The 25,316-nt window shown below is 64.7% G+C and carries 17 protein-coding genes and 1 riboswitch; of the genes, 7 read left to right on the forward strand and 10 right to left on the reverse strand.

Annotation, left to right across the window (positions count from 1 at the left end; genetic code table 11):
• Positions 1–6: 6 nt before the first annotated feature.
• The gene (locus tag GJ700_RS01200; protein ID WP_154370820.1) at positions 7–1,878 is read right to left on the reverse strand and encodes a potassium transporter Kup; all 1,872 of its coding nucleotides are present in this window, start codon (positions 1,876–1,878) and stop codon (positions 7–9) included.
• Positions 1,879–2,097: 219 nt separating this feature from the next.
• On the opposite strand from GJ700_RS01200, the gene GJ700_RS01205 reads away from it, so the two are divergent.
• Positions 2,098–2,928, forward strand: coding sequence for an amino acid ABC transporter substrate-binding protein (locus GJ700_RS01205; RefSeq protein ID WP_195763734.1), 831 nt, complete (start codon positions 2,098–2,100; stop codon positions 2,926–2,928).
• 12 nt (positions 2,929–2,940) lie between these two features.
• On the opposite strand, the gene GJ700_RS01210 is transcribed toward GJ700_RS01205, so the two are convergent.
• Positions 2,941–3,894, reverse strand: coding sequence for an AEC family transporter (locus GJ700_RS01210; RefSeq protein WP_154370822.1), 954 nt, complete (start codon positions 3,892–3,894; stop codon positions 2,941–2,943).
• A gap of 84 nt (positions 3,895–3,978) precedes the next feature.
• Here GJ700_RS01210 and GJ700_RS01215 point away from each other — a divergent pair, with 84 nt between their 5' ends.
• Positions 3,979–4,896: a LysR substrate-binding domain-containing protein gene (locus GJ700_RS01215; protein WP_195763735.1), complete on the forward strand. Its 918-nt coding sequence runs from the start codon at positions 3,979–3,981 to the stop codon at positions 4,894–4,896.
• A gap of 3 nt (positions 4,897–4,899) precedes the next feature.
• Here the strand turns inward: GJ700_RS01215 and metE are convergent, their stop codons facing one another.
• On the reverse strand, positions 4,900–7,188 hold the full coding sequence (metE, locus tag GJ700_RS01220; protein ID WP_154370823.1) for a 5-methyltetrahydropteroyltriglutamate--homocysteine S-methyltransferase: 2,289 nt from the start codon (positions 7,186–7,188) through the stop codon (positions 4,900–4,902).
• Positions 7,189–7,295: 107 nt separating this feature from the next.
• Between metE and GJ700_RS01225 the strand changes: the two genes are divergently transcribed.
• A complete protein-coding gene (locus tag GJ700_RS01225; protein WP_154370824.1) occupies positions 7,296–8,201 on the forward strand; it encodes a LysR family transcriptional regulator in 906 nt (301 codons plus the stop codon).
• Here the strand turns inward: GJ700_RS01225 and GJ700_RS01230 are convergent.
• From GJ700_RS01230 to GJ700_RS01250, 5 genes are all read right to left on the reverse strand, one after another.
• Complete coding sequence (locus GJ700_RS01230) at positions 8,173–10,191, reverse strand: TonB-dependent receptor (RefSeq protein WP_308700637.1); 2,019 nt, start codon at positions 10,189–10,191, stop codon at positions 8,173–8,175. The two genes, GJ700_RS01225 and GJ700_RS01230, sit on opposite strands and share 29 nt — an antisense overlap.
• Positions 10,192–10,275: 84 nt before the next feature.
• On the reverse strand, positions 10,276–10,617 hold the full coding sequence (locus GJ700_RS01235) for a hypothetical protein (RefSeq protein ID WP_154370826.1): 342 nt from the start codon (positions 10,615–10,617) through the stop codon (positions 10,276–10,278).
• Positions 10,614–11,066: a MotA/TolQ/ExbB proton channel family protein gene (locus tag GJ700_RS01240; RefSeq protein ID WP_154370827.1), complete on the reverse strand. Its 453-nt coding sequence runs from the start codon at positions 11,064–11,066 to the stop codon at positions 10,614–10,616. Before GJ700_RS01240 ends, GJ700_RS01235 begins: the two co-directional genes overlap by 4 nt.
• A 36-nt stretch (positions 11,067–11,102) precedes the next feature.
• Positions 11,103–15,542 carry a cobaltochelatase subunit CobN gene (locus GJ700_RS01245; RefSeq protein WP_371867777.1) on the reverse strand — a complete coding sequence of 1,480 codons (4,440 nt, stop codon included), beginning with the start codon at positions 15,540–15,542 and terminating at the stop codon, positions 11,103–11,105.
• Positions 15,543–15,661: 119 nt separating this feature from the next.
• Positions 15,662–15,880: riboswitch (cobalamin riboswitch) on the reverse strand.
• A gap of 40 nt (positions 15,881–15,920) precedes the next feature.
• Positions 15,921–17,000, reverse strand: coding sequence for an alkene reductase (locus tag GJ700_RS01250; protein ID WP_154371110.1), 1,080 nt, complete (start codon positions 16,998–17,000; stop codon positions 15,921–15,923).
• A 119-nt stretch (positions 17,001–17,119) separates the two neighbouring features.
• Here GJ700_RS01250 and GJ700_RS01255 point away from each other — a divergent pair, with 119 nt between their 5' ends.
• A complete protein-coding gene (locus tag GJ700_RS01255) occupies positions 17,120–17,992 on the forward strand; it encodes a LysR family transcriptional regulator (RefSeq protein WP_154370828.1) in 873 nt (290 codons plus the stop codon).
• On the opposite strand, the gene GJ700_RS01260 is transcribed toward GJ700_RS01255, so the two are convergent.
• A complete protein-coding gene (locus tag GJ700_RS01260) occupies positions 17,961–19,397 on the reverse strand; it encodes an aminotransferase-like domain-containing protein (RefSeq protein WP_154370829.1) in 1,437 nt (478 codons plus the stop codon). The genes GJ700_RS01255 and GJ700_RS01260 overlap by 32 nt on opposite strands.
• 136 nt (positions 19,398–19,533) lie before the next feature.
• Here GJ700_RS01260 and GJ700_RS01265 point away from each other — a divergent pair, with 136 nt between their 5' ends.
• The 3 genes from GJ700_RS01265 to GJ700_RS01275 all read left to right on the forward strand — a co-directional run bounded on the left by GJ700_RS01265 (position 19,534) and on the right by GJ700_RS01275 (position 24,382).
• A complete protein-coding gene (locus GJ700_RS01265; RefSeq protein ID WP_154370830.1) occupies positions 19,534–21,849 on the forward strand; it encodes an FdhF/YdeP family oxidoreductase in 2,316 nt (771 codons plus the stop codon).
• Between the two features lie 115 nt (positions 21,850–21,964).
• A complete protein-coding gene (locus GJ700_RS01270; RefSeq protein WP_154370831.1) occupies positions 21,965–22,699 on the forward strand; it encodes a substrate-binding periplasmic protein in 735 nt (244 codons plus the stop codon).
• Positions 22,700–24,382: a sensor histidine kinase gene (locus GJ700_RS01275; protein ID WP_154370832.1), complete on the forward strand. Its 1,683-nt coding sequence runs from the start codon at positions 22,700–22,702 to the stop codon at positions 24,380–24,382.
• On the opposite strand, the gene fdhD is transcribed toward GJ700_RS01275, so the two are convergent.
• Positions 24,333–25,187: a formate dehydrogenase accessory sulfurtransferase FdhD gene (gene fdhD, locus GJ700_RS01280; protein ID WP_154370833.1), complete on the reverse strand. Its 855-nt coding sequence runs from the start codon at positions 25,185–25,187 to the stop codon at positions 24,333–24,335. The two genes, GJ700_RS01275 and fdhD, sit on opposite strands and share 50 nt — an antisense overlap.
• Between the last annotated feature and the right edge of the window lie 129 nt (positions 25,188–25,316).

The raw sequence follows: 25,316 nt of genomic DNA on the forward strand, positions 1-25,316 counted from the left end.
GCCTGCTCAAATCTCCACTTGCGTACCCAGTTCGATCACCCGGTTGGCCGGCACCTTGTAATACTCTGCCGCATCGCGCGCATTCCGGGACAGCGCGGCAAACAGCACGTCGCCCACGGCGGGCATCCTGCCCCGCGCGACGGGAATCACGGTCTGGCGCGCGATGAAGAACGACGTTTCCATCAATTCCCAGTGCAGCCCCTTGTTCCCCGCCAGCTCCAGCGCCCCGATGATATCGCGCTCGTCCTTGAAACCATAGCCGATATTGAGCTGAAAGCACTGGTGCCCCAGGTCCGACAGTTCGATCCGCGCTTCCGGCGCCACATATGGAATGTCGCGGTTCATCACGGTCAGGAACACGGTTTGCTCGTGCAGCACCTTGTTGTGCAACAGGTTATGCAGCAGTGCGTGCGGCACGCCGTCGCCCTCGGCGCGGAAATACACGGCGGTACCGGGCACGCGCAGCGGCGGCGACACGAACAGGCTTTCCAGGAACGCGCCCAGCGGAATCGCATGCTGCTGCAGGTTGTCGAACACGGCCTTGCGGCCCGTGCGCCACACCAGCATCACCGTCATCATGACCGCGCCCATGACCAGCGGGAACCAGCCGCCATGCGCGATTTTCAGGCTGTTGGCAATGAAAAACGCCATGTCGATGACGAGGAAAAAGCCCGTCGCGGCCCAGCACAGCAGCAAATTGTACTTCCACTGGTAGCGGATCACGAAGAACGTCAATATCGTCGTGGTCAGCATGGTGATGGTGACGGCGATGCCGTAGGCCGCGGCCAGGTTGTCGGACGAACCGAATCCCGTCACGGCCAGCAGCACGATGATCAACTGCAGCCAGTTCGCCAGCGGGATATACACCTGCCCCATTTCCCGCTCGCTGGTGTACAGCACTTTCATGCGGGGCAGGAAGCCCAGCGAAATGGCGCTTTGCACCACGGAGAAGGTGGCGGAAATCGTCGCTTGCGCGGCAATCACGGCGGCGATCGTGGACAGCGCCACCAGCGGCACGATGCTCCATTCGCCCAGCTGGTAGTAGAACGGATTGCCCACAGCGGCGGGGTTATTCAGCAGGACCGCCGCCTGTCCCAGGTAATTGAGCACCAGCGCGGGGAACACGGCGCAGAACCATGCGAGGCGCACCGGCTGCTTGCCGAAGTGGCCCAAGTCCGCATACAGCGCTTCGGCGCCCGTCAGCGCGAGGAAAATCGCACCCAGCGCCACGAAACCCAGCCACTGGTTATGGATGAAGAAGGCCACGCCATGGCGGGGATCGAACGCCGCCAGCACGCCGGGGTGTTCCGCGATATTGACCACGCCCATGGCCGCCAGCGTACCGAACCACGCCAGCATGAAGACGCCAAACCAGCGCCCGAGGCCCGCCGTGCCGCGCCGCTGCACCACGTACAGGGCGATGACGACGGCGCAGGCAGCCGGCACCACGTACGGCACCAGCGCCGGCGTCGCCACTTCCAGCCCTTCGATGGCGGACAGGATGGTGATGGCGGGCGTGATGACGCCGTCGCCAAAGAACAGCGACGTGCCGGCCAGCCCCACCACCATCAGCGGGACATACCAGCGCGACTGCTTCGTCACGGAAGCCAGTGCCAGCGCCATCAAGGCCATGATACCGCCCTCGCCCCGGTTGTCGGCGCGCAGGATCAGCGCCACGTACTTCAGCGACACGACAATGACCAGGCTCCAGATGATCAATGAAACGGCGCCCAGCACATTGGCTTCATTGAGCGCGATGCCATGCTTGGCGGAGAATACCTCCTTCATGGTATACAGCGGGCTGGTGCCGATGTCGCCATAGACGACGCCCAGTGCTGCGAGGGTGATGGCGGAAAGCCGGGTTTTACTGTGGTCCATTGCTGTGTTGATCCGGTGAAGAGATGGCGCAACGTTACCGAACCGGGTGTAAAGATGGTGTATAGATTGGCGTCCAACTTTTCAGACGGCGCCGGCCGGCCCCAGGCTCGTTTTCCGGACAGCGCCACTCTGCACTTCCTTGTGGATCAGGCACTTATCCGTGTACAGGATGCTGGCATGGCGATTGCTGTTATTCCTGTATTTTCAAGGAGACAGACAATGCGCATCTACATGACAGTGTTGGCGGCCATGCTGGCAAGCGCCGGCCACGCGGCAGAAACCCCGCCGCTGGCGGGCAACGAAATCAAGATCGGTTACCGGGAATCGGCGGCGCCGTTTTCCTTCGCGGAAGGCCAGCGGCCCGCCGGCTATACGATCGACCTGTGCGAGCACATTGTCGACGCCATCAGGAAAACCATGGCGCCAACTGCGCTGAAGGTAACCTATGTGCCGCTGACGTCCAGCGATCGCGTGGACAAGGTCAAGCATGGCGCGGTCGACCTGGAGTGCGGCGCCACCACGGTAACGGCGCAGCGCGCGGCCGACGTGGCGTTTTCACAGCCGATCTTTTATGCCGACACGAAAATCCTCGTGAAAGCCGGTTCCGGCATCCAGTCCATCGCCGGCCTCAAAGGCAAGCGCGTGATCGTCAACCAGGGTGCGGCCGGCGCGCCGCTGCTGGCGAAAGCGGACCTGGACCAGGGCTTGCACATCCAGTTCGTCAAATCGCTCGATACGCGGGAATCGTTCAAGTCGCTACAGCAGGACAAGGTCGACGCGTTCGTGCACGACGACGTGCAGCTTGCGCGCCTGGCCGCTACGTCGACCAGCGCGAAGGACTTCATGCTGTTGAACGAGTCGCTGTCCAGCGATCCGATTGCCATCATGGTCCGCAAGGATAACCCGCAACTGAAGCAGGTGGTCGACGCCACCCTCGCCAGGGTTGCGGCATCGGGCGAGCTGTCGAAGATCTATGCCAAATGGTTCATGACACCCGCGTTCAAGTTCCCGATGGGCGCGGCGCTGAAACGGTCGCTGAAGATGCCGTAAGGCTTGCAACGCCTACCGCAGCAGCCAGATCCACGCGCTCAGCGTGAAGAACGATGCGACGGTGCAGACCAGCAGCGCGGCCGCGCTGCGGTCCGCTTCGCCGTATTGCTGCGCCAGCATGGGATAGATGCCCATCATCGGCATGGCCGCCATCAGCATGGCGGCAGCCCGCAGCGGCGGATCGAGCGGCGCCATGCCCACCAGCGGCAGCGCGGACACGGCCAGCAGCACGGCCAGCGGATGCGCCAGCAACTTGCCGGCCACCACGGGCGCCGCCTGCACGCCGAGCCCCGCCAGCGGCAAGCCCACCAGCGTGCCGCCGATGACGAACAGCGACAGCCCTGCACACGCCTTGCCGAACAAATCCACGGTGCGCGCCAGCGGCGACGGCAAATGCCAGCCCAGCACCGAAAACACGAGGCCCGCCGCCACCGACAGCACCAGCGGATTGCGCGCCAGCGTGCGCAGCGCCTGGCCGGCCACGGATTGCCAACGACCTGCGCCACCCGACGCATGCCTGCCGCTTTCCGCCAGCGCCAGCGCAATCGGCACCATGACGACGTTTTCCACGATCACGTTCAGCGACAGCGCCAGCCCCGCCACCGGCGCCATCACCAGCGCCACGATGGGAAACCCGACATAGCCGCTGTTCGAGCACGCCATGCCCATCGCCAGCACGGCGCTGCGCGTGGGCGGCACGTTGATCCAGTAGCGCCCCGCGCCATAGGCCGCGCCCAGCACCAGCAGCGAGCCCGCCAGATAGGCCAGCAGGTAGCCGGGATTGATGATGTCGGCGATGGGACGCTGCGCCAGCGCATTGAACAGCAGCGCGGGCAAGGCGATATTCAGGACGAACTTGCCGAACAGGCGCATGTCGGATTTCTCGAACATGCCCATGCGGATGGCAAGGTAGCCGGCCAGGATGGCGAGGTAGATCGGGGTGGTGATCGCAAGGATGTCGAGCATGGGCGCCTTTGATGGTTCCCACGATGTTATTCGCGCACATAGCGTGAATCAACGCCTCAAATGTGATGCTATGATTCACGAATCATGAATCTCAATTTCCAACTCGACGACTTGCGCGTGTTTTGCCTGGCCGCGCGCAAAGGCAGCTTCGCCGCCACGGCGCTGGAACTGGGCGCTTCGCCGGCCTTCATCAGTAAACGCATCGCCATCCTGGAAAAATCGCTGGGCGTCACCCTGTTCCACCGCTCCGCGCGGCGCGTGACCATCACCGACGATGGCGAACGGGTGTACGCCTCGGCGCAGCAGATCTTCGACAGCGTGGAAAGCATGGGCGACGCGGTGGCGGGAGACCGGCTCGATCCGCGCGGCGCCCTGCGCGTGACCACCAGCTTCCGGCTGGGCCGCAAGCACATCGCCCCGGCCTTGTCGCTGCTGGCGCAGCGCTATCCGGAACTGGACATCACGCTGGACGTGGTGGACCGCCGGGTTGACCTGGTGGCGGAAAACGTCGACCTCGACATCCAGATCGGCGAAGTGCAGGAACCGCACCTGGTGGCGCACCGGATTGCCGCCACCCGGCGCCTGCTGTATGCGGCGCCCTCTTATCTCGAACGGCGCGGCGTGCCCGCCACGCCGGCGGAATTGTGCCGGCACGATTGCCTGGTGCTGCGCGAACGCCGCCAGCCGTTCGGCGTATGGAAGCTGGACGGCCCGCACGGCGCGGAAAAGGTCAAAGTCACGGCGCGCATGTCATCGAACCATTCGGAAATCCTGCGCGCCTGGGCCATCGACGGCAACGGCATCCTGCTGCCCGCCACGTGGGACGTGCATGACGAAGCGCTGGCGGGCCGGCTGGTGCCGGTATTGCCCGCCTATTCGCAAAACGCCGATATCTGGGCTGCCAGCACCGTGCGCCTGGCCGCGTCAGCCAAGGTGCGGGTGTGCGTGCGCTTCCTGCAGGAGCAACTGGCGCAAGGGCCGTTTGCATTGAAACAAGCGTAAGAGTTATGCAACCTGCCGCAATTCCCGCGCCGCCGCCACCATGTTGGCCAGCGCCGGCAGCACTTCTCCCCACTGGCGGGTCTTCAGGCCGCAATCCGGATTGACCCACAGGCGCTGGGCCGGAATGCGCTCGGCGGCCTTTTTCATCAATTGCACGATATGCTCGCGGGTCGGGATGTTCGGCGAGTGGATGTCATACACGCCGGGACCGATCTGGTTCGGATAATTGAAGTGGTCGAACGCGTCGAGCAACTCCATGTCCGAACGCGACGTCTCGATCGTGATCACGTCCGCGTCCATCGCGGCAATGGCCGCCATGATGTCGTTGAATTCCGAATAACACATGTGCGTGTGGATTTGCGTGCAATCCTGCACACCGTTGGCCGCGATGCGGAACGATTCGACTGCCCAGTCCAGGTAAGCCTGCCACTGCGCGCGGCGCAACGGCAAACCTTCGCGCAGCGCCGCCTCGTCGATCTGGATCACGCGCACGCCCGCCTGTTCCAGGTCCAGCACTTCCTGGCGGATGGCCAGCGCCAGTTGCTTGCACGACTCGGAACGCGGCTGGTCGTCACGCACGAACGACCAGTTCAGGATCGTCACGGGCCCCGTCAGCATGCCCTTCATGGGTTTGCCCGTCAGCGACTGCGCGTACGTGGTCCACTCCACCGTCATCGCGCGTGGGCGGCTGATGTCGCCAAACAGGATCGGCGGCTTGACGCAGCGGGAGCCGTACGACTGCACCCAGCCGAACTGGCTGAATGCATAGCCATCCAGTTGCTCGCCAAAGTATTCCACCATGTCGTTGCGTTCCGCTTCGCCGTGCACCAGCACGTCCAGCCCCAGCGCTTCCTGTTCGCGCACGCTGCGGGCGATTTCCGCCTGCATCGCGCCCTTGTAGGCGGCGGCGTCCAGTGTCCCCGCCTTGTACGCGCTGCGGGCGTGGCGGATTTCCGCGGTTTGCGGGAAGGAACCGATGGTGGTGGTCGGATACGCGGGCAATTGCAGCAGCGCCGCCTGCCGGGCGGCGCGCTCGGCGTACGGACTGACGCGCCGGCCCAGGTCCGCATCGGCCTGCGCCACCGCTTGCCGCACGGCCGGGTTATGCACGCGGGGCGAGGCGCGGCGCGCCGCCAGCGCGGTCTGGTTCTCCGCCAGCGCGTCGCTGACGGATGCGCGGCCGCCACGCAAGGCCTGCGCCAGCACCTGCAATTCATCGAGCTTTTGCACGGCATAGGCCAGCCACGACCGGATGTCGGCGTCGAGCTTGCGCTCACTGTTCAAATCCACCGGCACGTGCAGCAGCGAGCACGATGGCGCGATCCACAAGCGCTCGCCCAGTTGCCGCGCCAGCGGTTCCAGCCAGTCCAGCACGTCCGTCAAATCCGTCTTCCAGATATTGCGGCCATTGATCACGCCCAGCGACAGCACTTTATGGGGCGGCAACAGGTTCAGCAAGGGACGGACATCGTCGCGGCCATTGACGGCGTCCACGTGCAGGCCCGCCACCGGCAGGTTGGCCGCCAGGTACGTGTTTTCCTGCAACTGGCCGAAGTACGTCGCCACCAGCAGCTTGACGCGGCAGACTTTCAACTGGTGGTATGCGTAGTTGAACGCATACTGCCAGTCCGCATCGAGTTCGGTCACGAGTATCGGTTCGTCAACCTGCACCCATTCGACACCGCGCGCGGCCAGCGCATCGAGCAATTGCGTATAGGCGGCCAGCAGATTGTCCAGCAGTTCCAGCTTGTTCGAACCATCCTTGGCCTTGCCCAGCGCCAGGTACGTGACGGGACCGACGATGACCGGCTTGGCCTTGAGGCCCTGCGCCTGCGCTTCCGCCAGTTGTTCCAGCAGGCGAGACGCATCGAGCTGGAACGTGGTGGCGGCGGTGAATTCCGGCACGATGTAGTGGTAATTGGTGTCGAACCACTTGGTCATTTCACCTGCCGCCACGCCGCCGCAGCACGCGTGATGGTCGGCCGTTTGCGCGGAACGGCCGCGCGCCACGCGGAAGTAATTGTCCAGCGCGTCGCCGTGGAAGCCGCGCACGCGCTCCGGCAAGTTCCCCAGCGTGAAACTCATGTCCAGCACCTGGTCATAGAATGAAAAGTCGCCCACGGGCGCCAGGTCGAGGCCCGCTTGCTGTTGCCAGTGGCGCTGGCGCAGTTCGGCGCCCACCGACAGCAGCGCGTCGCGCGTGGATTCGCCCTTCCAGTAAGACTCCAGCGCGAATTTCAGTTCGCGCTGGGCGCCGATGCGGGGAAAGCCGAGGTTGTGGACGATGGTCATGAATACTCCGTGAAATGTGGTCAGTTCAGCCATGGTAAAGAGTGCAATCCATGACGTAAAATGGTCTTTTCTCACACATCAATGAGTTTTACTCATGAATTTACACCATGCTTGAACGCATCCACCTGGCCATCGTGCTGGAAGTTGAAAAACAGGGGTCGCTGACGGCGGCCGCCGACGTGCTGTGCGTAACGCAATCGGCCCTCAGCCACAGCATGAAAAAGCTGGAACAGCAATTGGGGACCGATATCTGGCTGCGCGAAGGCCGCAGCCTGCGCCTGACGCAAGCCGGCCAGTTCCTGCTGGCCGTCGCCCAGCGCATCGTGCCGCAACTGAACCTGGCGGAAGAACGGCTGCGCCAGTTCGCGCAGGGCGAACGGGGTTCGCTGCGGATCGGCATGGAATGCCACCCGTGCTACCAGTGGCTGTTGAAAATCGTCTCGCCCTACCTGGCCGCGTGGCCGCTGGTGGACGTCGACGTCAAGCAGAAATTCCAGTTCGGCGGTATCGGCGCGCTGTTCGGCTATGAAATCGACTTGCTGGTGACGCCCGACCCGGTCAACAAACCGGGCTTGCAGTTCGAACCGGTGTTCGATTACGAGCAGGTGCTGGTGGTGCACAAGGATCACCGCTGGGCCGGATTGGAGGAAGCCACGCCCGCCATGCTGTCCGATGAAACGCTGATCACCTATCCCGTGCCGGCCGACCGGCTCGACATCTACAACCTGTTCCTGCTGCCGGCCAACTGCCTGCCGAAGAAGCACAAGACCATCGAGACCACCGACATCATGCTGCAAATGGTGGCCGGCGGCCGGGGCGTGACGGCGCTGCCGAAATGGCTGGTGACCGATTACGCGCCCCACCTGCAACTGCGCACGCTGCGCTTGGGGCCCGGCGGCATCCACAAGCAGATACACCTGGGCATACGCGAAGCCGACAGCGCCATCGACTACGTGCAGGCGTTTATCGCGTATGCGCGCGACGTCAGAAATGGTGTGCCAGCGTCACCCTGAAGCCACGGCGTTCCACCGGGTGGAAGTGGATGTCATCCACGCCATCGGCAGGTTCGCCCGGCAAGCGGGAACGGTAGTAATAATCGATGTCGCTTGCCTTCTTGTCGAACAGGTTGAAGATGTCCAGCGCCACGTTGGTGCGCTTGCCGAGCTGGTAACCGGCGCGCACATAAGCCAGCGTGGTGGACGCGGACTTGATGCTGTTATCTTCCAGCAGCGGACGGGGACCGAAATGGCGCAGTTGGAAGCTGCCGGACCAAGGCCCCAGGTCGCGCACCGTGGCGCCGAATGACAGCACCCGGTTCAAGGCGCCGGGAATGCGGTCGCCATCCGGGCTGGTATCGCCGTAGCGTGTACGGGTCGCCGCCACGTCGAGGTCGAACAGCAGCCACGATGACGCCACATAGTGGTTGTTCCACTCGATGCCGCGCCGGCGGCTGGGGCGCGTGGCTTCCGTCACGCCGGCGTCGCCGATGAACAGCAATTCGGAATCGATATTCAGCCGCCACAGCGCCAGCGAACTTTGCAGGCCCGGCACGATTTCCGAGCGCAGGCCGATTTCACTGCCGCGCGTGGCAACCAGCGGCGTCACCGGGTCGGTGGCGGTGCCGTCGGGCAGGCGCGTCTGCGTCGTGCCGCGCGCATCGTTGCTGTGGAAACCCTTGCCGAAATTGACGAAGTATTCGGTGCGCTGCCATGGACCGAACATCAGCGACAGCTTGGGCGACACCAAGTGGGCGCGGGCCTTGCCGGTGTTGGCTACGCCGTAGCTACCACCTTCGCTGGCGACGTTGAACTGGTAAGCGTCATAGCGCAAACCCGCCATGCTGCGCAGCCATGGCAGCCACTGCGTGGTGTTTTCCCCATACACGCCGACGCTGGATTCACGCACGCGGTCTTCGCGCACGGTGGCGGTGACGGCGTGCCGCGCGGTCTGGTAAATGCCGACGGGCGATAGGCGGTCATAGCGGGTCTGCACACCGGCCTTGTTGTGCATTTCCAGGCCGCCGATATCGGCGCGCCACGATTGCGCGAGGTTCGCGCCCGCCATGTTGCGCCGTTCCCGCTGGCTGCCCTGGTCGCCATCCACCGGATTGTCGAGGTAATACGTGAAGTTGCTGACCAGTTCCAGGCGCGAATGCAGCGCGTAGGCGTCGAACTCCAGCAAGCCGCTTTCCGTGCGCATGCGCTGCGCAAACGACAGGCTGTAACGGCTGGCTTCACCGCCATCGGTGGGGTCGATATTGCCGAAACGGCCGATCAGTCCCGACTGCACGGCGCGCAGCGGGATCTGGTCGGTGGAATGCCACTGGTTGGTAAAGGCCATCGCCGTGATACTGAAACCATCGTTGTAGGCGCCCTGGCTGTAGCGCAGCATGCCGTTATATTTGCGCACGCGCTGCGGCAAGTCCCACGGTCCGTCATTGTTCAGCACTTCCGCGCCGTACAGCAAGTTGCCCGCGCCGGCCTTGACGGAGTCGGCGAGCAAGCCGCGCCGGTAACCGGATTCGCCCAGCGCCAGGCTGGCCAGTCCTTGCGGCAAGCGGTCCGCCAGGCGGATATGCGCGGCGCCGGCCGACGCGAAGTCGCCTTCGTCGGCGAAATACGGCCCTTTTTTGTAATCGATGCGCTGCACCAGTTCCGGGATCAGGAAATTCAGGTCGGTATAGCCCTGGCCGTGCGCGTGGCTGCGCATGTTGACGGGCATGCCATCGATAAAGGTGGCAAAGTCGGTGCCGTGGTCCAGGTTAAAGCCGCGCAGGAAATACTGGCTGGCCTTGCCGTCGCCGCTGTGCTGCGTGACGATCATGCCGGGCACGAATTCCAGCAATTCCGCCGTGCGCATGGCGGGCCGCGCGGCAATCAGGTCGGCCGTGATGCTGCCCTGGCTGGCGGCATCGGACGTGCCGACGGCATTGTTGTAATGGCCGGTGACTTGCACCACGGCCAGCGGCGTGGCGTCGTCCGCGGCGGCGTGCAAAGGAAACAAGGCTGCAATACAGCCTGCTAGAACAGTCGCCCTGGTGTGGAGCATGGAATAACCTCGTGTCAACATGAATTCGCCGGCCGCCCGTCATTGCTTGGCGGTGCTTCCCTTCTCCGCCGGTTCGATCAACACCAGCTTGCCCGTCTTCGGGTCGCGGAAAACTTCGCCGACCCTGTCATAGCCGCTGCCGTTTTGCGTGATGCCGGTGGCGGGACGCTCGATCTGGCGGCCCTTGTCGACCGGCTTCGGCGCCTTGAAGCCGCCATGGGCGCCGGCGATGGCGGCAATCAGGCCACAGGCAAACACCAGCATCACATCGACCAGGTTGACCAGGCTGGCGCGCGGATCTTCGTCGCTCTGGTCGAAGCGCGCATCGAGGCGCGAATACAGGCGCAGGCGTTCTTTGGTTTTCAATGCTGGTGCGCTCATGCCGCCAACTCCTCAGCTTCCAGCGATTCCAGCAATTCTTCATACCAGCGGCGGCGCAGCTTGCCGATCACCAGGCCGCCGATACCGGCCACCAGACCCAGCACCGTGGCGTCGAACGCCACCGTGACGGCGCTGGCCAGCTTGGCGGGATCGCCCTGCCCCAGCGCGGCCAGGCCAGGTCCGAGCGGGATGATCGTGGCCATCAGGCCCAGCATCGGCGGAATGCGCGACAGCAGGTCGGCCCGCTCCAGGCGGCGGCGCGCAATGGCTTGCACTTGCCCGATATCGCGATTCGCGGCCAGCCTGGACAAGCCGTAAAAGCGTTCGCCGCAGGCGATGCCCGCTTCCGCGATGGCGATGGCGCAGGCGGCCAGCAGCGCGAACAGTGCGGGGGTGAGCAACAGGCTGACGCCGTCGTGCAGCCAGCCGAAGGACAGGGTTTCGGTCATTTAGGTCTCCAGAAAAGTAAGGGGGATAGTGGGCTGTCAGACGCAGTTTTCTTCATCGGAAATGGGAGTGCGTAGGGCGGTTCGTTGACGAGCCGCCATGCGTGCGTCGCCACCAGCGCTGGCGATATTGGTCTGCACGCATGGCGGCTTGATGAAACCAATCCGCCCTACGGAGCCGCGCCACAGGCCGAAACCAAACAGGGCAATCCCGGCGGCCAGCGCGCATAGCAGTTCGATCACCTGCATGGCAGCGGGTTGGGGTGGCGCCGGTTGCTCGGTCAATTCAAAGACACGCGGCGGGGCAACGGTTTCGGTTTCAGCAGGTGCTGCCGGTTGCGCGGCGACCTCGGTGGCTTGCGCAACTTGCGCGGCAGCACCGGCAGGTATGGCCACCGCCGGCAATGCCTCCCCGCGCGCCTTGGCCAGCGCCACGCCCAGCGCCTGCGCATCCGCTTCGCCCAGTTGCGGCGCCAGCCATTGCCACATCGGGTGGTCCGGTTTCGTGTGGCCGCTGCCCGGCAAGCCGTTGGCGGCCACGAGGCGCGCCAGTTCGCCGCCCATCTTGCGGATGGTGGCGGCATCGGTCTTCCAGTAGCCCTTTTCGGCGGCCACCATGAAGATCGCCAGCATGTGCGCCTTCACGTGCGCGTTGTTGCCCTGCGCGAGGAATTGCGGCAATCCCAGCTTGTGCGCATCGTCGAAGTACACGGACTTCACGTCATCCCACGCCCAGTTCTTCACCAGGTCGGGACGCGTCACTTGCCAGCCCCACAGGTTTTCCAGGAATTCCTGTCCCATGGTGCGCGCGCCGGAATAGCCGTGTTCCATCAGGGGTTTCAGCCACGCGGGATTCAGGAACCGCCCGCGCAATTCGCCCAGCAAGGCCGAGGCCAGTGGTTCCACGTCGGCCTGTCCGGGCTGCGCGTGCTGCAGGATCATGGCTTCCGGCACCCGCCCCGTGCGCCCCTCCACCGCCAGCGACAGGCCGCCCAGGTAGTCGAAGGCATCGTTGTTGTCCAGCAGCCCGTACAGGTTGCTGGCGCGGCCATGGTAGGTGCGGGTGATGCCGTCCAGCGCCACGTCGAACGCGCCATGGCTGGCTTCACCGGCGTTATCCAGGCCATACGCGTGGCCCATGCGGTTGCGGTAAGCGCGGCCGATTTCATCGCGTTCGCGCCACGCGCCGGAACGCTCCGTCAGCCGGTTGACGCCCGCGCCATACGCGCCGGGCGCATCGCCAAACACGCGCAGCGCGGCCTCGCGGCCCGCCTCCACCGGCGGCATGCCGGATCGTGCCAGCGCGGCTTGCCGCACCAGCCATTCGTGCGCCACGCGGTTGCCGGTATCCGGCTCGCTGCCCCAGGTCACATTGCCCAGCGGCGCCAGCGCCGCCTGCAAAGCGTCCTTCAATTCCGGCGAACGCTGCGCGATGGCGCCGGCGGAAGCGGCCAGCGCCAGCCGCCCTGCCCGGTCGATCAGGCGGTTCAGGTTCGGATATAAATCGCGGAACAGGCCCGACGTGGTCACCAGCGCATCGCGCCGCGGCGCGCCCGGTATCAGGCGCACGTCGGTGACGATGCCGCGCGCGTTCCACACGGGTTCCGCGCCCATCATGGCCAGCGTAAACGCCACCATCACGCCTTCGTCGCGCACCGCGTCGGACGCCCACAGCAGGATGCCTTCGCTGCCCTGCGGGGATTTGTCGCGCGCCATGGCCTTGGCGGCCATGCTGGCGCCCAACTGGTATCCCAGCTTGGTGGGCAGGATGTCGCCATCGACCGCGTGGAAATTGCGCCCCGTGGGCAGCGCTTCGGGCGAGCGCAGCGGATCGTTGCCCTTGCCCGGTTCGATAAAGCGGCCGTCCAGGCCCGCCAGCAATGCTTGCATTTCCAGGCGCGGCGAGTCCGCCAGCTTTTGCGCCACGTCGGCGCCGCCGACACCGCCCTTGTTCATCGACTCCAGCATCAGGTCGAGCGACTTCTGTTCCCACGGCCGGCCGAATATGTGCAGACCATACGGCATGAACTTTTCCTGCAGCTTGGTCAGGTAGTGGCCCACTTCGTGCGCCAGCAAGTCGTCGTCGGCCGCATCGAAACCGATGCCGCGCACTTCCAGCACGTCGGCCATCGATGCTTCCAATTCCGCCTTCAGGTTCAGCGCCACGACACGCTCGCGCATGCCCTGCGCCGCCTGCGCCTTCAGCGATTCCGAGCTGGCCGCCTCATAACTCTCCACCACCTGGCGCAGCGCCAGCAATTCGTCATACAGCGGCGTGCTGGCCAATGGCGGCGTCAAATGGTCGACCATGACGGCCAGCCCGCGCCGCTTGGCTTGCGTGCCCTCGCCCACGCCATCGACGATGTACGGGTAGACGCCCGGCAAATCCGCGCCCACCAGGCTGGGATAATCGTCGGCCGCCAGGCCCACGGCTTTCCCCGGCAGGAATTCATAAGTGGAATGGCGGCCCACGTGCACCAGCGCGTCAGCCTTGAAGCGGTCCCGCAGCCAGTGATAGAAGGCCAGGTACTGGTGCGGCGGCGTGATGCTGGTATTGGCGTGCAACAGTTCCTCGTCGACTTCCCAGCCACGGGGCGGCTGCGGGCCGATGAATACATTGCCGAACACCAGACCGGGCACCAGCAGCTTGCCGCTGTCGACCATGATCTTGCCGGGCGCCGCGCCCCAGCCTTTCAAGCCTTCGATGCCATAGCCGGACACGCGTCGGTTCAACGCCGCCAGCGCGGCGCAGCGCCGTGCCGGCTTCGCGTCGAGGCACTGGTGGTAGCCATCGGCCAGCGCGGCCAGGTCGCGGATGGCGGCGGTGCGTTGCGGATGGTCCGCCCCTTCCACCAGATGCTGCAATTCCTTGATGACGACTTCGACCTGCTTGCGGCCCAGTTGCCACTCGCCGGCGGCTTCCGCCTCCAGCACGTCGGCATGCAACCGGCCCAGCAAGCCGCGCGTCATCTCGCCCTGCACGCGGGGCGGCAATCCTCCGAACCAGCGCGCATAGTCGGCGGCGCTGACGCTGTTGACGGACGTGCTCAGTTCGCGCAATGCCGCCCGGTCTTCCGGCAAGTTCACGCCGTGCGCCATGATGCGGTCCAGCAGTGCTTCCGGCGACGCGGGCAACTCACCCACCGTGTAGCCCGCGTTTTTCAGTGCGTGCAGCATGTCGAACAGCGATGCCGGCACGTTCAGGTTGTCGGCGCCGATGTTCTGGCGGCCCGGCGGGTGGTTGTAGTAAATCAGCGCGATTTTCTTGTCACGGTTGGCCTTGTGGCGCAGCGCCACCCAGCGGTTCACGCGCGCGGCCAGCCGGTCCGCCTCCGCGTCCAGCATCACGGGCGGGCGGTTTTCAATGCCGGTTTGCGGATCGCGCCGCGCCTGCCCCAGCGCCGCCACCACGATCGGCTGGCCAATGCCCTGCAATTCCGGCAGCGCCACCCGGTATTGCACGGAATCCGGCGGCAAACCATCGGGCGACAGCCGCCACTGGGCCGCCGTGCGGTCGGACAGGCGGATCGCCTTGAACAGTGGCACGTCCAGCCGCTTGAATGCTTCCGACACGGCTTCCCGCCCTTCCGCCGCGCCCACGACGAAGTCCTGCAACACCACCACGGCAGCGGGTTTCGCCGGGGCGATCAGTTCCGGCAAGCGTTCCAGCGCTTCGCGCGATGCGCCGCCCCAGCGCGGCAGCACTTGCGCGCACTGGCGGCCCTGCCGCTCGATGCGGCGGCACATGTCGGCGGGCACCATGCCATCCATGTTGGACAAGTCCAGCACCACCACCGTGGGCCGGTCCTGCAATCCCAGCTGCGCCGCCCTGCCCCACGCGTCAGTATCCGCCAGCTCTTTCGTCCCCACGCGCACGCGCAGCATCGGCTCCGGTTGCGGGCCGGGCAGCGCCACGGCGGGATTGACCAGGTGGGCGAACAGCGCAGCGGTATTGGCGACGCCGCCGGCTTGCCACAGCTGGCGCGCGGCCAGCCAGTGGCGCGCGGCGGGATGCGCCTGCGCCGCCTTCAGCGCGGCCTCGGGTGGCTGTTCCGCCGACAGCTGGCGCAAGGTTTCCGGCGAAAAGCCATTCAGGCTGCCATTCGTGTCGCGCGACATCAGGCTCAGCGTGCCTTCGCCATTCATGGCCAGCACGGCGGTCTTCGGTTTCACGTAGCGCGGCAGCGCATCCTTGAGGCGGCGCGCGGGATCGCCGAACAGCGCCACGGCCAGCACGGTATCGGCCTGCCCCAGCCACTGCGCCACTTGCCGCTCATCGGCCGCCATGAATTGCGCGGGGGTGCGCAGCAGGATGCGGTCGGAAGGATGGCTGGCGAGATGGCGGTGCGCCGCTTCGACGGCGGTCGGTGCGGAGCGCTCCGTCACCAGGGCGAACAGCGTGGCGGCGTGCGCCGGCAATGTGACAGCGAGCGCGCACTGCAGCACCAGGAAAATCCTGACGAATGTTTTTGTATTCACGGGCGGTACCAGTTACCGCGTGCCAGGCACGCATGACGATACGGGCAGCCGTGTTCTTGCCGGAATATGCAAAGGAAAAAAGACGAGCCGCCCACCGGCAAAACCACACCCCGGGTTTTGCACAATCTATCGTGATGGCCGGTCTTCTGGCTCGCCGTCATCCTTCCCCGATCCTGCCTTCCCGTGCAATGCACAGTGGCGTTCGATCAAGGTCGTCAGGCATACAGCAGCGGGGGCTGCGCCGGACTGGCGTGGAATGAAAACTCCACACGTCACCGGCTTCCCGTTTCACCCTCCAGCAGACATGCGGGAGGGCACCATGCACTTTAAGGCGGCAATTGTACCTTTATTAATGAAAGTGGGCCAGTGCCATCCGCCTCATGCCGCCTGGACCACGGATGCCGCCAACGCCGGATAGTCCGTATAACCCTGCGCCCCGCCGCCAAAGTACGATGCGCGATCCGCCTCGTTCATCGGCGCACCGGCCTTCAGGCGTTCAACGAAATCCGGATTGGCCAGCGCCATCTGGCCATACGATTCCACTTCCGCCAGCCCGGACGCCACGTCGCTGCCCACCTGTTCGCGGGAACGGCCCGGGCGGTTCAATACCAGCGTGCCGCGCCACAGTTTGCGGATGTCCGCCAGCAGCGCTTCATCGCCCTGGTGCATCACGTGCAGGTAGGCCAGGTCCAGCTTGTCGAGTTCCGCCACCAGGTAGCGGTACAGGTCCGGGCCATCCGTCCCTTCATCGATACCCCACAGCGTGATGCCGGGCGACAGGCGGATGGCCGTGCGGTCGGCGCCGATTTCTTCGGCCACGGCGCGCACTGCTTCAATTGCGAAGCGCGCCCGGTTCGCTATCGAGCCGCCATACGCATCGGTGCGGGTATTGGCGCTGGGCGCGAAGAATTGCTGGATCAGGTAAGCGTTGGCGCCATGCAGTTCGACGCCGTCAGCTCCGGCGTCGATTGCGCGCCGCGCGGCCAGGCGGAAGTCGGCCACCGTCTGCCGCACTTCATCGGTCGACAGTGCGCGCGGTACCGGGATGTCCTGCATGCCCGTCATCGTGAACATGCCGGCGCCAGGCGCGATGGCCGATGGCGCGACGCCCTGGCGGTGGTGCGGCGTATTGTCCGGGTGCGACATGCGGCCCGCGTGCATCAGCTGGAAGAAGATACGGGCGCCTTTGGCATGCACGGCATCGGTGACTTTCTTCCAGCCCGCCACGTGCGCATCGGTATGGATGCCCGGCGTGAACAGGTAGCCCTGGCCGTCTTCCGACGGTTGCGTGCCTTCCGTGACGATCAGGCCCACGCCGGCGCGCTGGCTGTAATACTCGGCCGTCAGTTCGCCCGGCGTGCCGTCCGGTTGGGCGCGCGAACGCGTCATCGGCGCCATGGCCAGGCGGTTTTGCAGGGTATAACGGCCAACGGAGATGGTGTCGAACAGCTTGCTCATCATGTATTCCTTCGTAGGGTTGAATGCATGACGCCATCATCGCCGACTATCCAGATGAGATAAATATGGTATTTTGGAGATCATTGATCCAAAAATGGATCACTTATGAAAACCATGCAATGGAACTGTTGAACGACATGGCCTTGTTCGTCGAAGTGGTCAAGGCCAAGAGCTTCCGGCGCGCGGGCGAAGCGATCGCCATGCCGATTGCCACCGTGTCGCGCCGTATCAGTGGCCTGGAAAAAGCCATCGGCTTGCGCCTGCTGCACCGGACCACGCGCCGCATCGAGCTGACGGAAGCGGGACTGCTGTATTACGAACGGTGCCGCCGCATCGTCGAAGAAGCGCGGCTGGCGCACCAGCAACTGGGCGAGTTGCTGGAACAGCCCAGCGGCGTGCTGCGCGTCTCGCTGCCGGTGGACTTCGCGACAATCTTCCTGGCGCCGCACCTGGGCGAATTCGCGCAGCGCTATCCCGGCATCCGCTTCGAGTTCGATTTAACGCCCCGCAAAGTCGACCTGGTGGCGGAACCGTTCGACCTAGCCATCCGCATGGGCGATTTGCCCGACTCCACGCTGATCGCCCGCAAGCTGGCCGACCTGCCGCGCTATTTATATGCGTCGCCCGGCTACCTGGAACAGGCGGGCGAACCGCAACACCCGCACGAACTGGCGCGCCACGAATGCCTGCTGATGCTGCGCCAGCCGGCCACGTGGAACCTGCACAACCAGGCCGACGCCATGGACGTGGCGGTCCAGGGGCGCTTCCATGTCAACAGCATCGGCATGATGCAGCACCTGGCCTTGCAGGGCATGGGGATCGCGCTGGTCTCGCCGGAAATCGTCGCGGCCGACGTGGCGGCAGGCACGTTGCGGCGCGTGCTGCCCGGCTGGCGCGGGCCGGACGTTCCGGTCTACGCCGTGACGGAAACCCGCCTGCTGCCCGCCAAGACGCAGCGCTTTATCGAGTTTTTGACCGGGCTGCTGGGGTAAGCATTTCCCCCACCAGCCGCCCCAGCATGCGCAATGCCTGCTCGGTGCCGGCCGACCACGGATAACTGTAATTGAGCCGGATGCAGTGCGTGTAGCCGCCCCGCGCGGAAAACATGTGGCCCGGGCCGACGGTGATCTTGCGCTCCAGCGCTTTTGCATACAGCGCCATCGCATCGGCGCCGTCCGGCAATTCCACCCATAGCACGTAACCGCCCTGCGGTTCGGACACGCGCGTGCCGGGCGGGAAGAACCGCAATACGGCAGCGGCCATCATGCGGGCGCGCTGCGCATAGCCCTTGCGCACTTGCCGCAACAGGCGGTCATGCCCAGCGTGCTGCAAGTATTCGGCAATCGCCAGTTGCGGCAGCGACGGCGTCGCCAGCGTATTGAGGAACTTGAGCTTTTCCACCTGCGCCGCGTAGCGCCCCGGCAGCGCCCAGCCGATGCGGTAACTGGGCGCCAGGCTCTTCGAAAACGACGAGCAATGCAGCACCAGGCCTTTGCTGTCCCAATTCTTCAGCGACGTGGGATGGCTGTCGCCGTAATACAGTTCGTCGTAGACGGCGTTTTCAATCACTGGGATGTCCTGCCGGGCCAGCAATTCCACCAGTTCCCGCTTGTGCGCGTCCGGCATCATGAAGCCCAGCGGATTCTGGAAATTCGGCATCACCATGCAGGCGGCGATCCGGTGCTGTCCCAGCAGGGTGCGCAACGCATCGATGCGGATGCCGGTTTTCGGATCGGTCGGCACTTCCAGCGCCCGCATGCCCATGCGCTCGATCGCGTGCAGCATCGCATAGAACGTCGGCGACTCGATGGCGACGGTGTCGCCCGGCTTGGCCACCGCTTGCAGGCACAGGTTGATGGCTTCCGTCGCCCCCGCCGTCACGACGATTTCCGCCGGATCGACAGCCAGCCCGTTTTCCATATGGCGGCGGGCGATTTGCCGGATCAGTTCCGGGTTCCCCGGCGGTAAATCATCCATCACGCTCCAGTTGTGCTGGCGGCGCGCGATGGCGCCGGCGTACTGGCTGATGCGCTGCCACGGGAATGGCGCGGGATCTGGATAAGGTGATCCCAGTGGCGCCGCACCTTGCGTGCGGATGGTGCGCAAGGTCGACAGCACCAGGCGGCTGACGTCCACCTCGGACGACAGCACCAGCGGCGCGGTTTCCTTCTTGCGGGGCGCGGCGCGGGCCTTGCGGCGCACGAAAAATCCAGACTGGGGCCGGCTTTCGATCACACCCCGGCTTTCCAGCAGCGAGTAGGCGCGCAGCACCGTGCTGATGGCCAGCGCGCGGTGCACACTGGCTTGCCGGATCGACGGCAGCCTGTCGCCTTCGACCAGCACGCCGCGCGCGACCTGGTCTTCGATATCCGCCGCCAATGACTCGTACAGGTTCATGCGGCCCAGTATAGCCCAGCCTTGCCGCCCGCATCTGTACCTTCCGACTGTACCCCTGCCGCGATGGCCTGTCTGTACCCGCCGCCGCCATCCCTTACGCGCGACACTGGGCGCCATCACAGACCAGGAGCCAGCCATGAGCAACCGACCCGGGCGTATTGCCCCCTATTCCAACCCGGCCGGCGGCTGGGGCGCGCTGAAATACGTTGCGCTGAACCTGGTGCGGGAACGGGTCAACGCGGGAAAATTGGGTACCTTGCTGGCGCAAAACCAGCCGGACGGTTTCGATTGCCCCGGCTGCGCGTGGCCGGACCGCAAGCATACGTCGACCTTTGAATTCTGCGAAAACGGCGTCAAGGCTGTGGCGGCGGAAGCCACCAGCAAGCGCGTCACGCGGGAATTCTTTGCGCGCCACACGGTAGCCGAACTGATGGCGCAATCCGATTATGAGCTGGAACAGCACGGCCGACTGACCGAACCCATGGCGTACCACGCGGCCAGCGACAAGTATGTGCCGGTGTCCTGGGACGATGCCTTCAGCCTGATCGCCTGCGAATTGCACGCGCTGGACAACCCGGACCAGGCCGCGTTTTACACGTCGGGCCGCGCCAGCAACGAAGCGGCGTTTTTATACCAGCTGTTTGCCCGCATGTTCGGCACCAACAACTTCCCCGATTGTTCCAACATGTGCCACGAAGCCACCAGCCGCGGCTTGCCGCACACGGTGGGTATCGGCAAGGGCACCGTCACACTGGACGACTTCGAACTGGCCGACACGATCCTGGTGTTCGGCCAGAATCCAGCCACCAACCATCCCCGCATGATGGGCGAATTGCGCGAATGCGCGCGGCGTGGCGCAGCCATTGTTTCGATCAATCCGCTGAAGGAACGGGGCTTGCAGCGCTTTCAGGACCCGCAAAGCCCCGGTGAAATGCTGACCAACGGCAGCACCCGCATCAGTTCCATGTTTGTCCAACCCCGCATCGGCGGCGATTTTGCGCTGATCAAGGCCGTCGCCAAGCGCGTACTGGAAATGGATGACGACGCCGGCGCACTGGGCCGTCCGCGCGTGCTGGATGCGGCGTTCATTGCGGAGCATACGGCCGGCTTCCCTGCCTTTGCCCGCGACTTGCGCGCCGAATCGTGGCCACTGCTGCTGGAGGAATCCGGCGTGGCGCGCGACGAGGTCGAGCGGCTGGCGCGCCTGTTCGCCGGCAGCGAGCGCGTGATCGCCTGCTGGGGCATGGGGCTGACGCAGCACAAGCATTCGGTCGCGACGATCCAGATGCTGTCGAACCTGATGATGATGCGGGGCCAGATCGGCAAGCCCGGCGCCGGGCTGTGCCCCGTGCGGGGTCACTCCAACGTGCAGGGCGACCGCACTGTCGGCATCGAAGAACGCCCCACTGTCGCCTTCCTGGACCGTTTAAAGCACGTGTTCGGCTTCGAGCCGCCCCGCCACCACGGCTACGACGTGGTGACGACCATCCGCGCCATGCTGGACGGCCGCGTCAAGGTCTTCATCGGCCTGGGCGGCAACTTCGCCAGCGCCACGCCGGACACGCCCCTCACGTGGCAAGGTTTGCGCCAGTGTGCGCTGACGGTGCACGTCACCACCAAGCTCAATCGCAGCCACCTGGTGCACGGCCGCGCCGCGCTGATCCTGCCGACGCTGGGGCGCACGGAAATCGATATGCAGAATGGCGTGGCACAGGGTGTCACGGTGGAAGACTCCATGAGCATGGTGCACATTTCCTATGGCATCAACCCGCCCGCGTCGCCCGATTTGCTGTCGGAAATCGCCATCGTGGCGCGCATGGCCCATGCAACGCTGGGCAGCCATCGCTATGACTGGCTGGGCAAGGCCGCCGATTACGCGTTGATCCGCGACGACATCGAAAAAGTGTTCGACGATTTTTACGACTACAACGCCCGCGTGGCCAAGCCGGGCGGATTCCACCTGAAAGTCGCGTCGCGCGAACGGCAGTGGATCACACCGGCCGCCAAAGCGCAATTCATCGTCAACGCCATCGACCGCGACACGCCGATCCACCGCGCCCGCGCCGCGCACGGCCAGCGGTTGCTGACGATGATGACCACCCGTTCGCATGACCAGTACAACACGACGATTTACGGACTGGATGACCGCTACCGGGGTGTGTTCGGGCTGCGCCGCGTGGTCTTCATCAACAAGGATGACCTGGCCATGCTGGGCCTGGCGGCGGGTGGCATGGTCGATGTCGTCAGCGTATGGGACGACGGCGTACAGCGCGTGGCGCCAGGTTTCCTGCTGGTGGAATATGACATTCCCCGTGGCTGCGTGGGCGCATACTACCCCGAAACCAATGTGCTGGTGCCGCTGGACAGCGTGGCCGATGGGGCGGGTACGCCGACGTCGAAGTCGATTCCCGTGCTGTTGCAGGCCGCCCGGCAGTTATCGATTGCACAATAACCTTACGCATATCTTGCCACTGTAGCCATTCCACGACAGGCAGGATGGATTGTAAATTGCCGGACAACAGCGCTTGACGGATACTGGCAACGTCCGCCGACGACCGAGTCCCGTCATGAAACCCCTGTTATGCAGTTTGTTGTGCCTGTTCAGCCTGTGCCACGCACTGGCTGCCGAAGTCGTCACCGTGGGCGCGGAAGACGACTGGGCGCCCTATTCGTCCGTGGTCGATCGCCAGGCCAGGGGATTTGCCGTCGACGTGGTGCGCGAAGCGTATGCGCTGGTGGGCATTACCGCAAAATTCGACGTGCTGCCATATGCGCGCTGCATGGCCGCCACCAAGGCGGGTACGCTGGTGGCGTGCTTCGATGCGGTTCCCAACGCGATGATCGCGAAAGATTACCTGTGGCCCGAACATCCTTTATTTACCACCCATATGAATGTCTACGCGCTGGCCGACTCCAGCGCCAGCGGCATGGTCGCGGCCAAGCTGGAAGGCCGTACGGTCGGCGTGGAACGGGGTTACGAATATGGCGATGAATTCGACCTGAATACAAAAATCATCCGCAAGGTGGTCGACAAGAATGACCAGGGCTTCAAAATGCTGCTGGCGCGTCGCATCGAATTCATGGCGGCGGAAGAGCGCATCGCCAACGCCCTGTTCGCACGCTATCCCACCGAATTCGGCGGCAAGTTCAAACTGGTGGGCACCGTGGCCACGCCGGGCCTGTATATCGCCTTCAGCAAAAGCGCGCCCGACAGCGCCCGCCTGCTCAGGAAATTCAATGAAGGCTATGCCATGCTGCGCAACAGTCCCCGCTACCGCGCGATCGAAGCGAAGTGGTTTTAAATGACCGAATCGATCGCCGCCCGCCTGCTGCGCATCATCTTCAGTTGCTATTTCGTCGTTACCGTGGTGGTGACGGCGCTGCAACTGGGCGCTGAATACACGCACACGCGCAACCGCGTCGAGAAGGAACTGCAAGCCATGCAGCAGACGTTCGGGCCCGGCATTGCCGACGCCATGTGGCGCTATAACGACGATATCCTGCGTGGCATCCTGTCCGGCATGTCGGAGATGCCGGCCGTGGTGGGGGTGAAGATCGCCGATGAACATGGCGCGCTGGTGCGGGCCGTTGGCACCGTCGTCGATGCGGACGGCACCCGCAAGCGGGCGGATTCGCAAGGCCGGCTGGCCACGGTCACGGAAGGCGACGGCTTTTTCCAGGAAATGTTCAGCCGCGATTTTCCCGTGGTGTTCATCGATGAAAAGGGCGAATCGAAAAACATCGGCACGTGGACCGTGTATTCGGACCAGCACGTCATCGTGCGGCAGGTGGAATACGGCTTCCTGCTTATTTTGGTGAACTCCGTCATCAAGACACTGGCGCTGTGGTTCATTTTCCTGCTGGTGGTGCGGCGCTGGCTGGGACGGCCGCTGCGCCAGTTGACCGATTTCGTCGGCCATATCAATGTCGACAACCTGGGTGATCCCATCGTGCTGCAAGACAAGGGCCGCAATGAATTGCACCTGCTGGCCGCCAAGCTCAATGAAATGACGGCCAAGATCCGCGCCGGCATCGCGGAAAAAGCGGACTTGGTGGCGCGGCTGCAGGATGAGCAGGCCAAGATCCGCCAGCTCAACGAGTCGCTGGAACAGCGGGTGGCCGAGCGCACCATGGAACTGGAACACGACCGCCAGCAACTGGCCACCACCAACGCCCAGCTGGCGCAGGCGCTGGACACCGTGCAACGGGCGCAGGAAGAACTGGCCCGCAATGAAAAGCTGACGGCGCTGGGGTCCATGGTGGCCGGGGTCGCGCATGAACTGAACACGCCGATCGGCAACAGCCTGATGGCGGCGTCCACGCTGAACGACAATGTGCACCGGTTTGCCGCCAGTTTTTCGTCCGGCCTGAAACGCTCGGAAGTCGACCGCTTTATCCACGAAGCGTCCACTGTCAGCGAACTGCTGACCCGCAACATCATCCGCGCCGCCGACCTGGTGACCAGCTTCAAGCAAATCGCCGTCGACCAGACCAGTTCCCAGCGCCGCGCGTTCGACGTGGCCACCGTGGTGCGTGAAAATATCGATGCGCTGATGCCGTCCCTGCGCAAGACGCCCTACACCGTGGTGCAGCAAGTGGACGCGGGACTGGCCATGGACAGTTATCCCGGCCCGCTGGGCCAGGTGCTGATCAACCTGATCAACAATGCCGTGATCCACGGCTTCCACCGCCGCGATCACGGCACGATCACGATCGAGGGCCGCCGCAGCCGCGAAGGCTGGATCGACATGGTGGTCACCGACGATGGCGCCGGCATTGCGCCGGACATCCTGAACCGCATTTACGACCCGTTCTTTACCACCAAACTGGGTGCGGGCAGCACCGGGCTGGGGCTGAACATCACGCACAATATCGTGACAGGCTTGCTGGGCGGGCAAATCCAGGTGGACAGCACGCCGGGTGAAGGCGCCCGCTTTACGATCTCGGTGCCGTGCGTTGCGCCCGTGGCGCGCGATCCGGCCTGACGTCCGTATAGACGGTGAACCCGTCCTGGCGGCAAAAGCTGGCCAGTGTCAGGCCCGCCTTGCCGGCGATATCGATCGCCAGCGACGTCGGCGCGGATATCGTCGCCAGCATGGGGATGCCGACGCGGGCCGCCTTGCGCACCAGTTCATAACTCGCGCGGCTCGACAGGAACACAAAGCCGTTGCGCAAGTCCACGCCATCCAGCGCCAGGCTGCCCACCAGCTTGTCCATCGCATTATGGCGGCCCACGTCTTCAAACACGGCGTGCACGGCGCCATCCAGCCCGCACCACGCGGCGGCATGCACACCGCCCGTGGCGCGCATCAGCGCCTGGCGCCGGGGCAGTTCCTGCGCGGCGCGCGCAATGGCGGGCGCCAGCGATTCCGGCAGCGGCGCCGCGGGCATGGGTTCCGGATCGAGGTCCAGCAATGCCAGGCTTTCGATGCCGCACACGCCGCAGCCCGTGCGTCCCGCCAGCGAGCGGCGGCGTTCCTTCAGTTGCATGAATGCCTGGCGGGAGATGGTCAGCTGTACCTCCGCCGCGGCGGGCAGCATGTGCACTTCCATATCGTAGATGTCCGCAGCGCTGGCGACGATGCCTTCCGTCAGCGCGAACCCCACCGCCAGCGGTTCCAGGTCGCGCGGCGTGGCCATCATGACGGCGTGCGAGATACCGTTGAAGACCAGCGCCACGGGGACTTCCTCGGCGACGTTATCCAGCGCACCGAGGGTCTCGCCGCCGCGGTGGCGGGTGATGGCGCAGGGGCGGTGGCCCGGGTGCTGAAAAGATTGGTCGGCGTGCATGGCGTACCTCGCTGTGTTGACACCTGCATGGTACGGACAGGCAGCGCGGGCGGCGGGCACAGTTGGGCGGGGCGGCGGGAGGCACAGTTTGCATGGCCGCGCGACGATGATGCCGCGCGCGCCCTGTTT

The organism is Pseudoduganella rivuli (assembly GCF_009674485.1).
In the GTDB taxonomy this organism is placed as follows: Bacteria; Pseudomonadota; Gammaproteobacteria; order Burkholderiales; family Burkholderiaceae_D; genus Rugamonas; species Rugamonas rivuli_B.

Bases quoted from the DNA above. Each gene is read 5' to 3' on its own strand.
- GJ700_RS01240 (WP_154370827.1), bottom strand. From the start codon at position 11,066: ATGACCGAAACCCTGTCCTTCGGCTGGCTGCACGACGGCGTCAGCCTG.
- fdhD (WP_154370833.1), bottom strand. From the start codon at position 25,187: ATGCACGCCGACCAATCTTTTCAGCACCCGGGCCACCGCCCCTGCGCC.
- GJ700_RS01215 (WP_195763735.1), top strand. From the start codon at position 3,979: ATGAATCTCAATTTCCAACTCGACGACTTGCGCGTGTTTTGCCTGGCC.
- GJ700_RS01200 (WP_154370820.1), bottom strand. From the start codon at position 1,878: ATGGACCACAGTAAAACCCGGCTTTCCGCCATCACCCTCGCAGCACTG.
- GJ700_RS01250 (WP_154371110.1), bottom strand. From the start codon at position 17,000: ATGAGCAAGCTGTTCGACACCATCTCCGTTGGCCGTTATACCCTGCAA.
- GJ700_RS01270 (WP_154370831.1), top strand. From the start codon at position 21,965: ATGAAACCCCTGTTATGCAGTTTGTTGTGCCTGTTCAGCCTGTGCCAC.
- GJ700_RS01260 (WP_154370829.1), bottom strand. From the start codon at position 19,397: ATGAACCTGTACGAGTCATTGGCGGCGGATATCGAAGACCAGGTCGCG.
- GJ700_RS01275 (WP_154370832.1), top strand. From the start codon at position 22,700: ATGACCGAATCGATCGCCGCCCGCCTGCTGCGCATCATCTTCAGTTGC.
- GJ700_RS01205 (WP_195763734.1), top strand. From the start codon at position 2,098: ATGCGCATCTACATGACAGTGTTGGCGGCCATGCTGGCAAGCGCCGGC.
- metE (WP_154370823.1), bottom strand. From the start codon at position 7,188: ATGACCATCGTCCACAACCTCGGCTTTCCCCGCATCGGCGCCCAGCGC.
- GJ700_RS01265 (WP_154370830.1), top strand. From the start codon at position 19,534: ATGAGCAACCGACCCGGGCGTATTGCCCCCTATTCCAACCCGGCCGGC.
- GJ700_RS01210 (WP_154370822.1), bottom strand. From the start codon at position 3,894: ATGCTCGACATCCTTGCGATCACCACCCCGATCTACCTCGCCATCCTG.
- GJ700_RS01225 (WP_154370824.1), top strand. From the start codon at position 7,296: ATGCTTGAACGCATCCACCTGGCCATCGTGCTGGAAGTTGAAAAACAG.
- GJ700_RS01235 (WP_154370826.1), bottom strand. From the start codon at position 10,617: ATGAGCGCACCAGCATTGAAAACCAAAGAACGCCTGCGCCTGTATTCG.
- GJ700_RS01255 (WP_154370828.1), top strand. From the start codon at position 17,120: ATGGAACTGTTGAACGACATGGCCTTGTTCGTCGAAGTGGTCAAGGCC.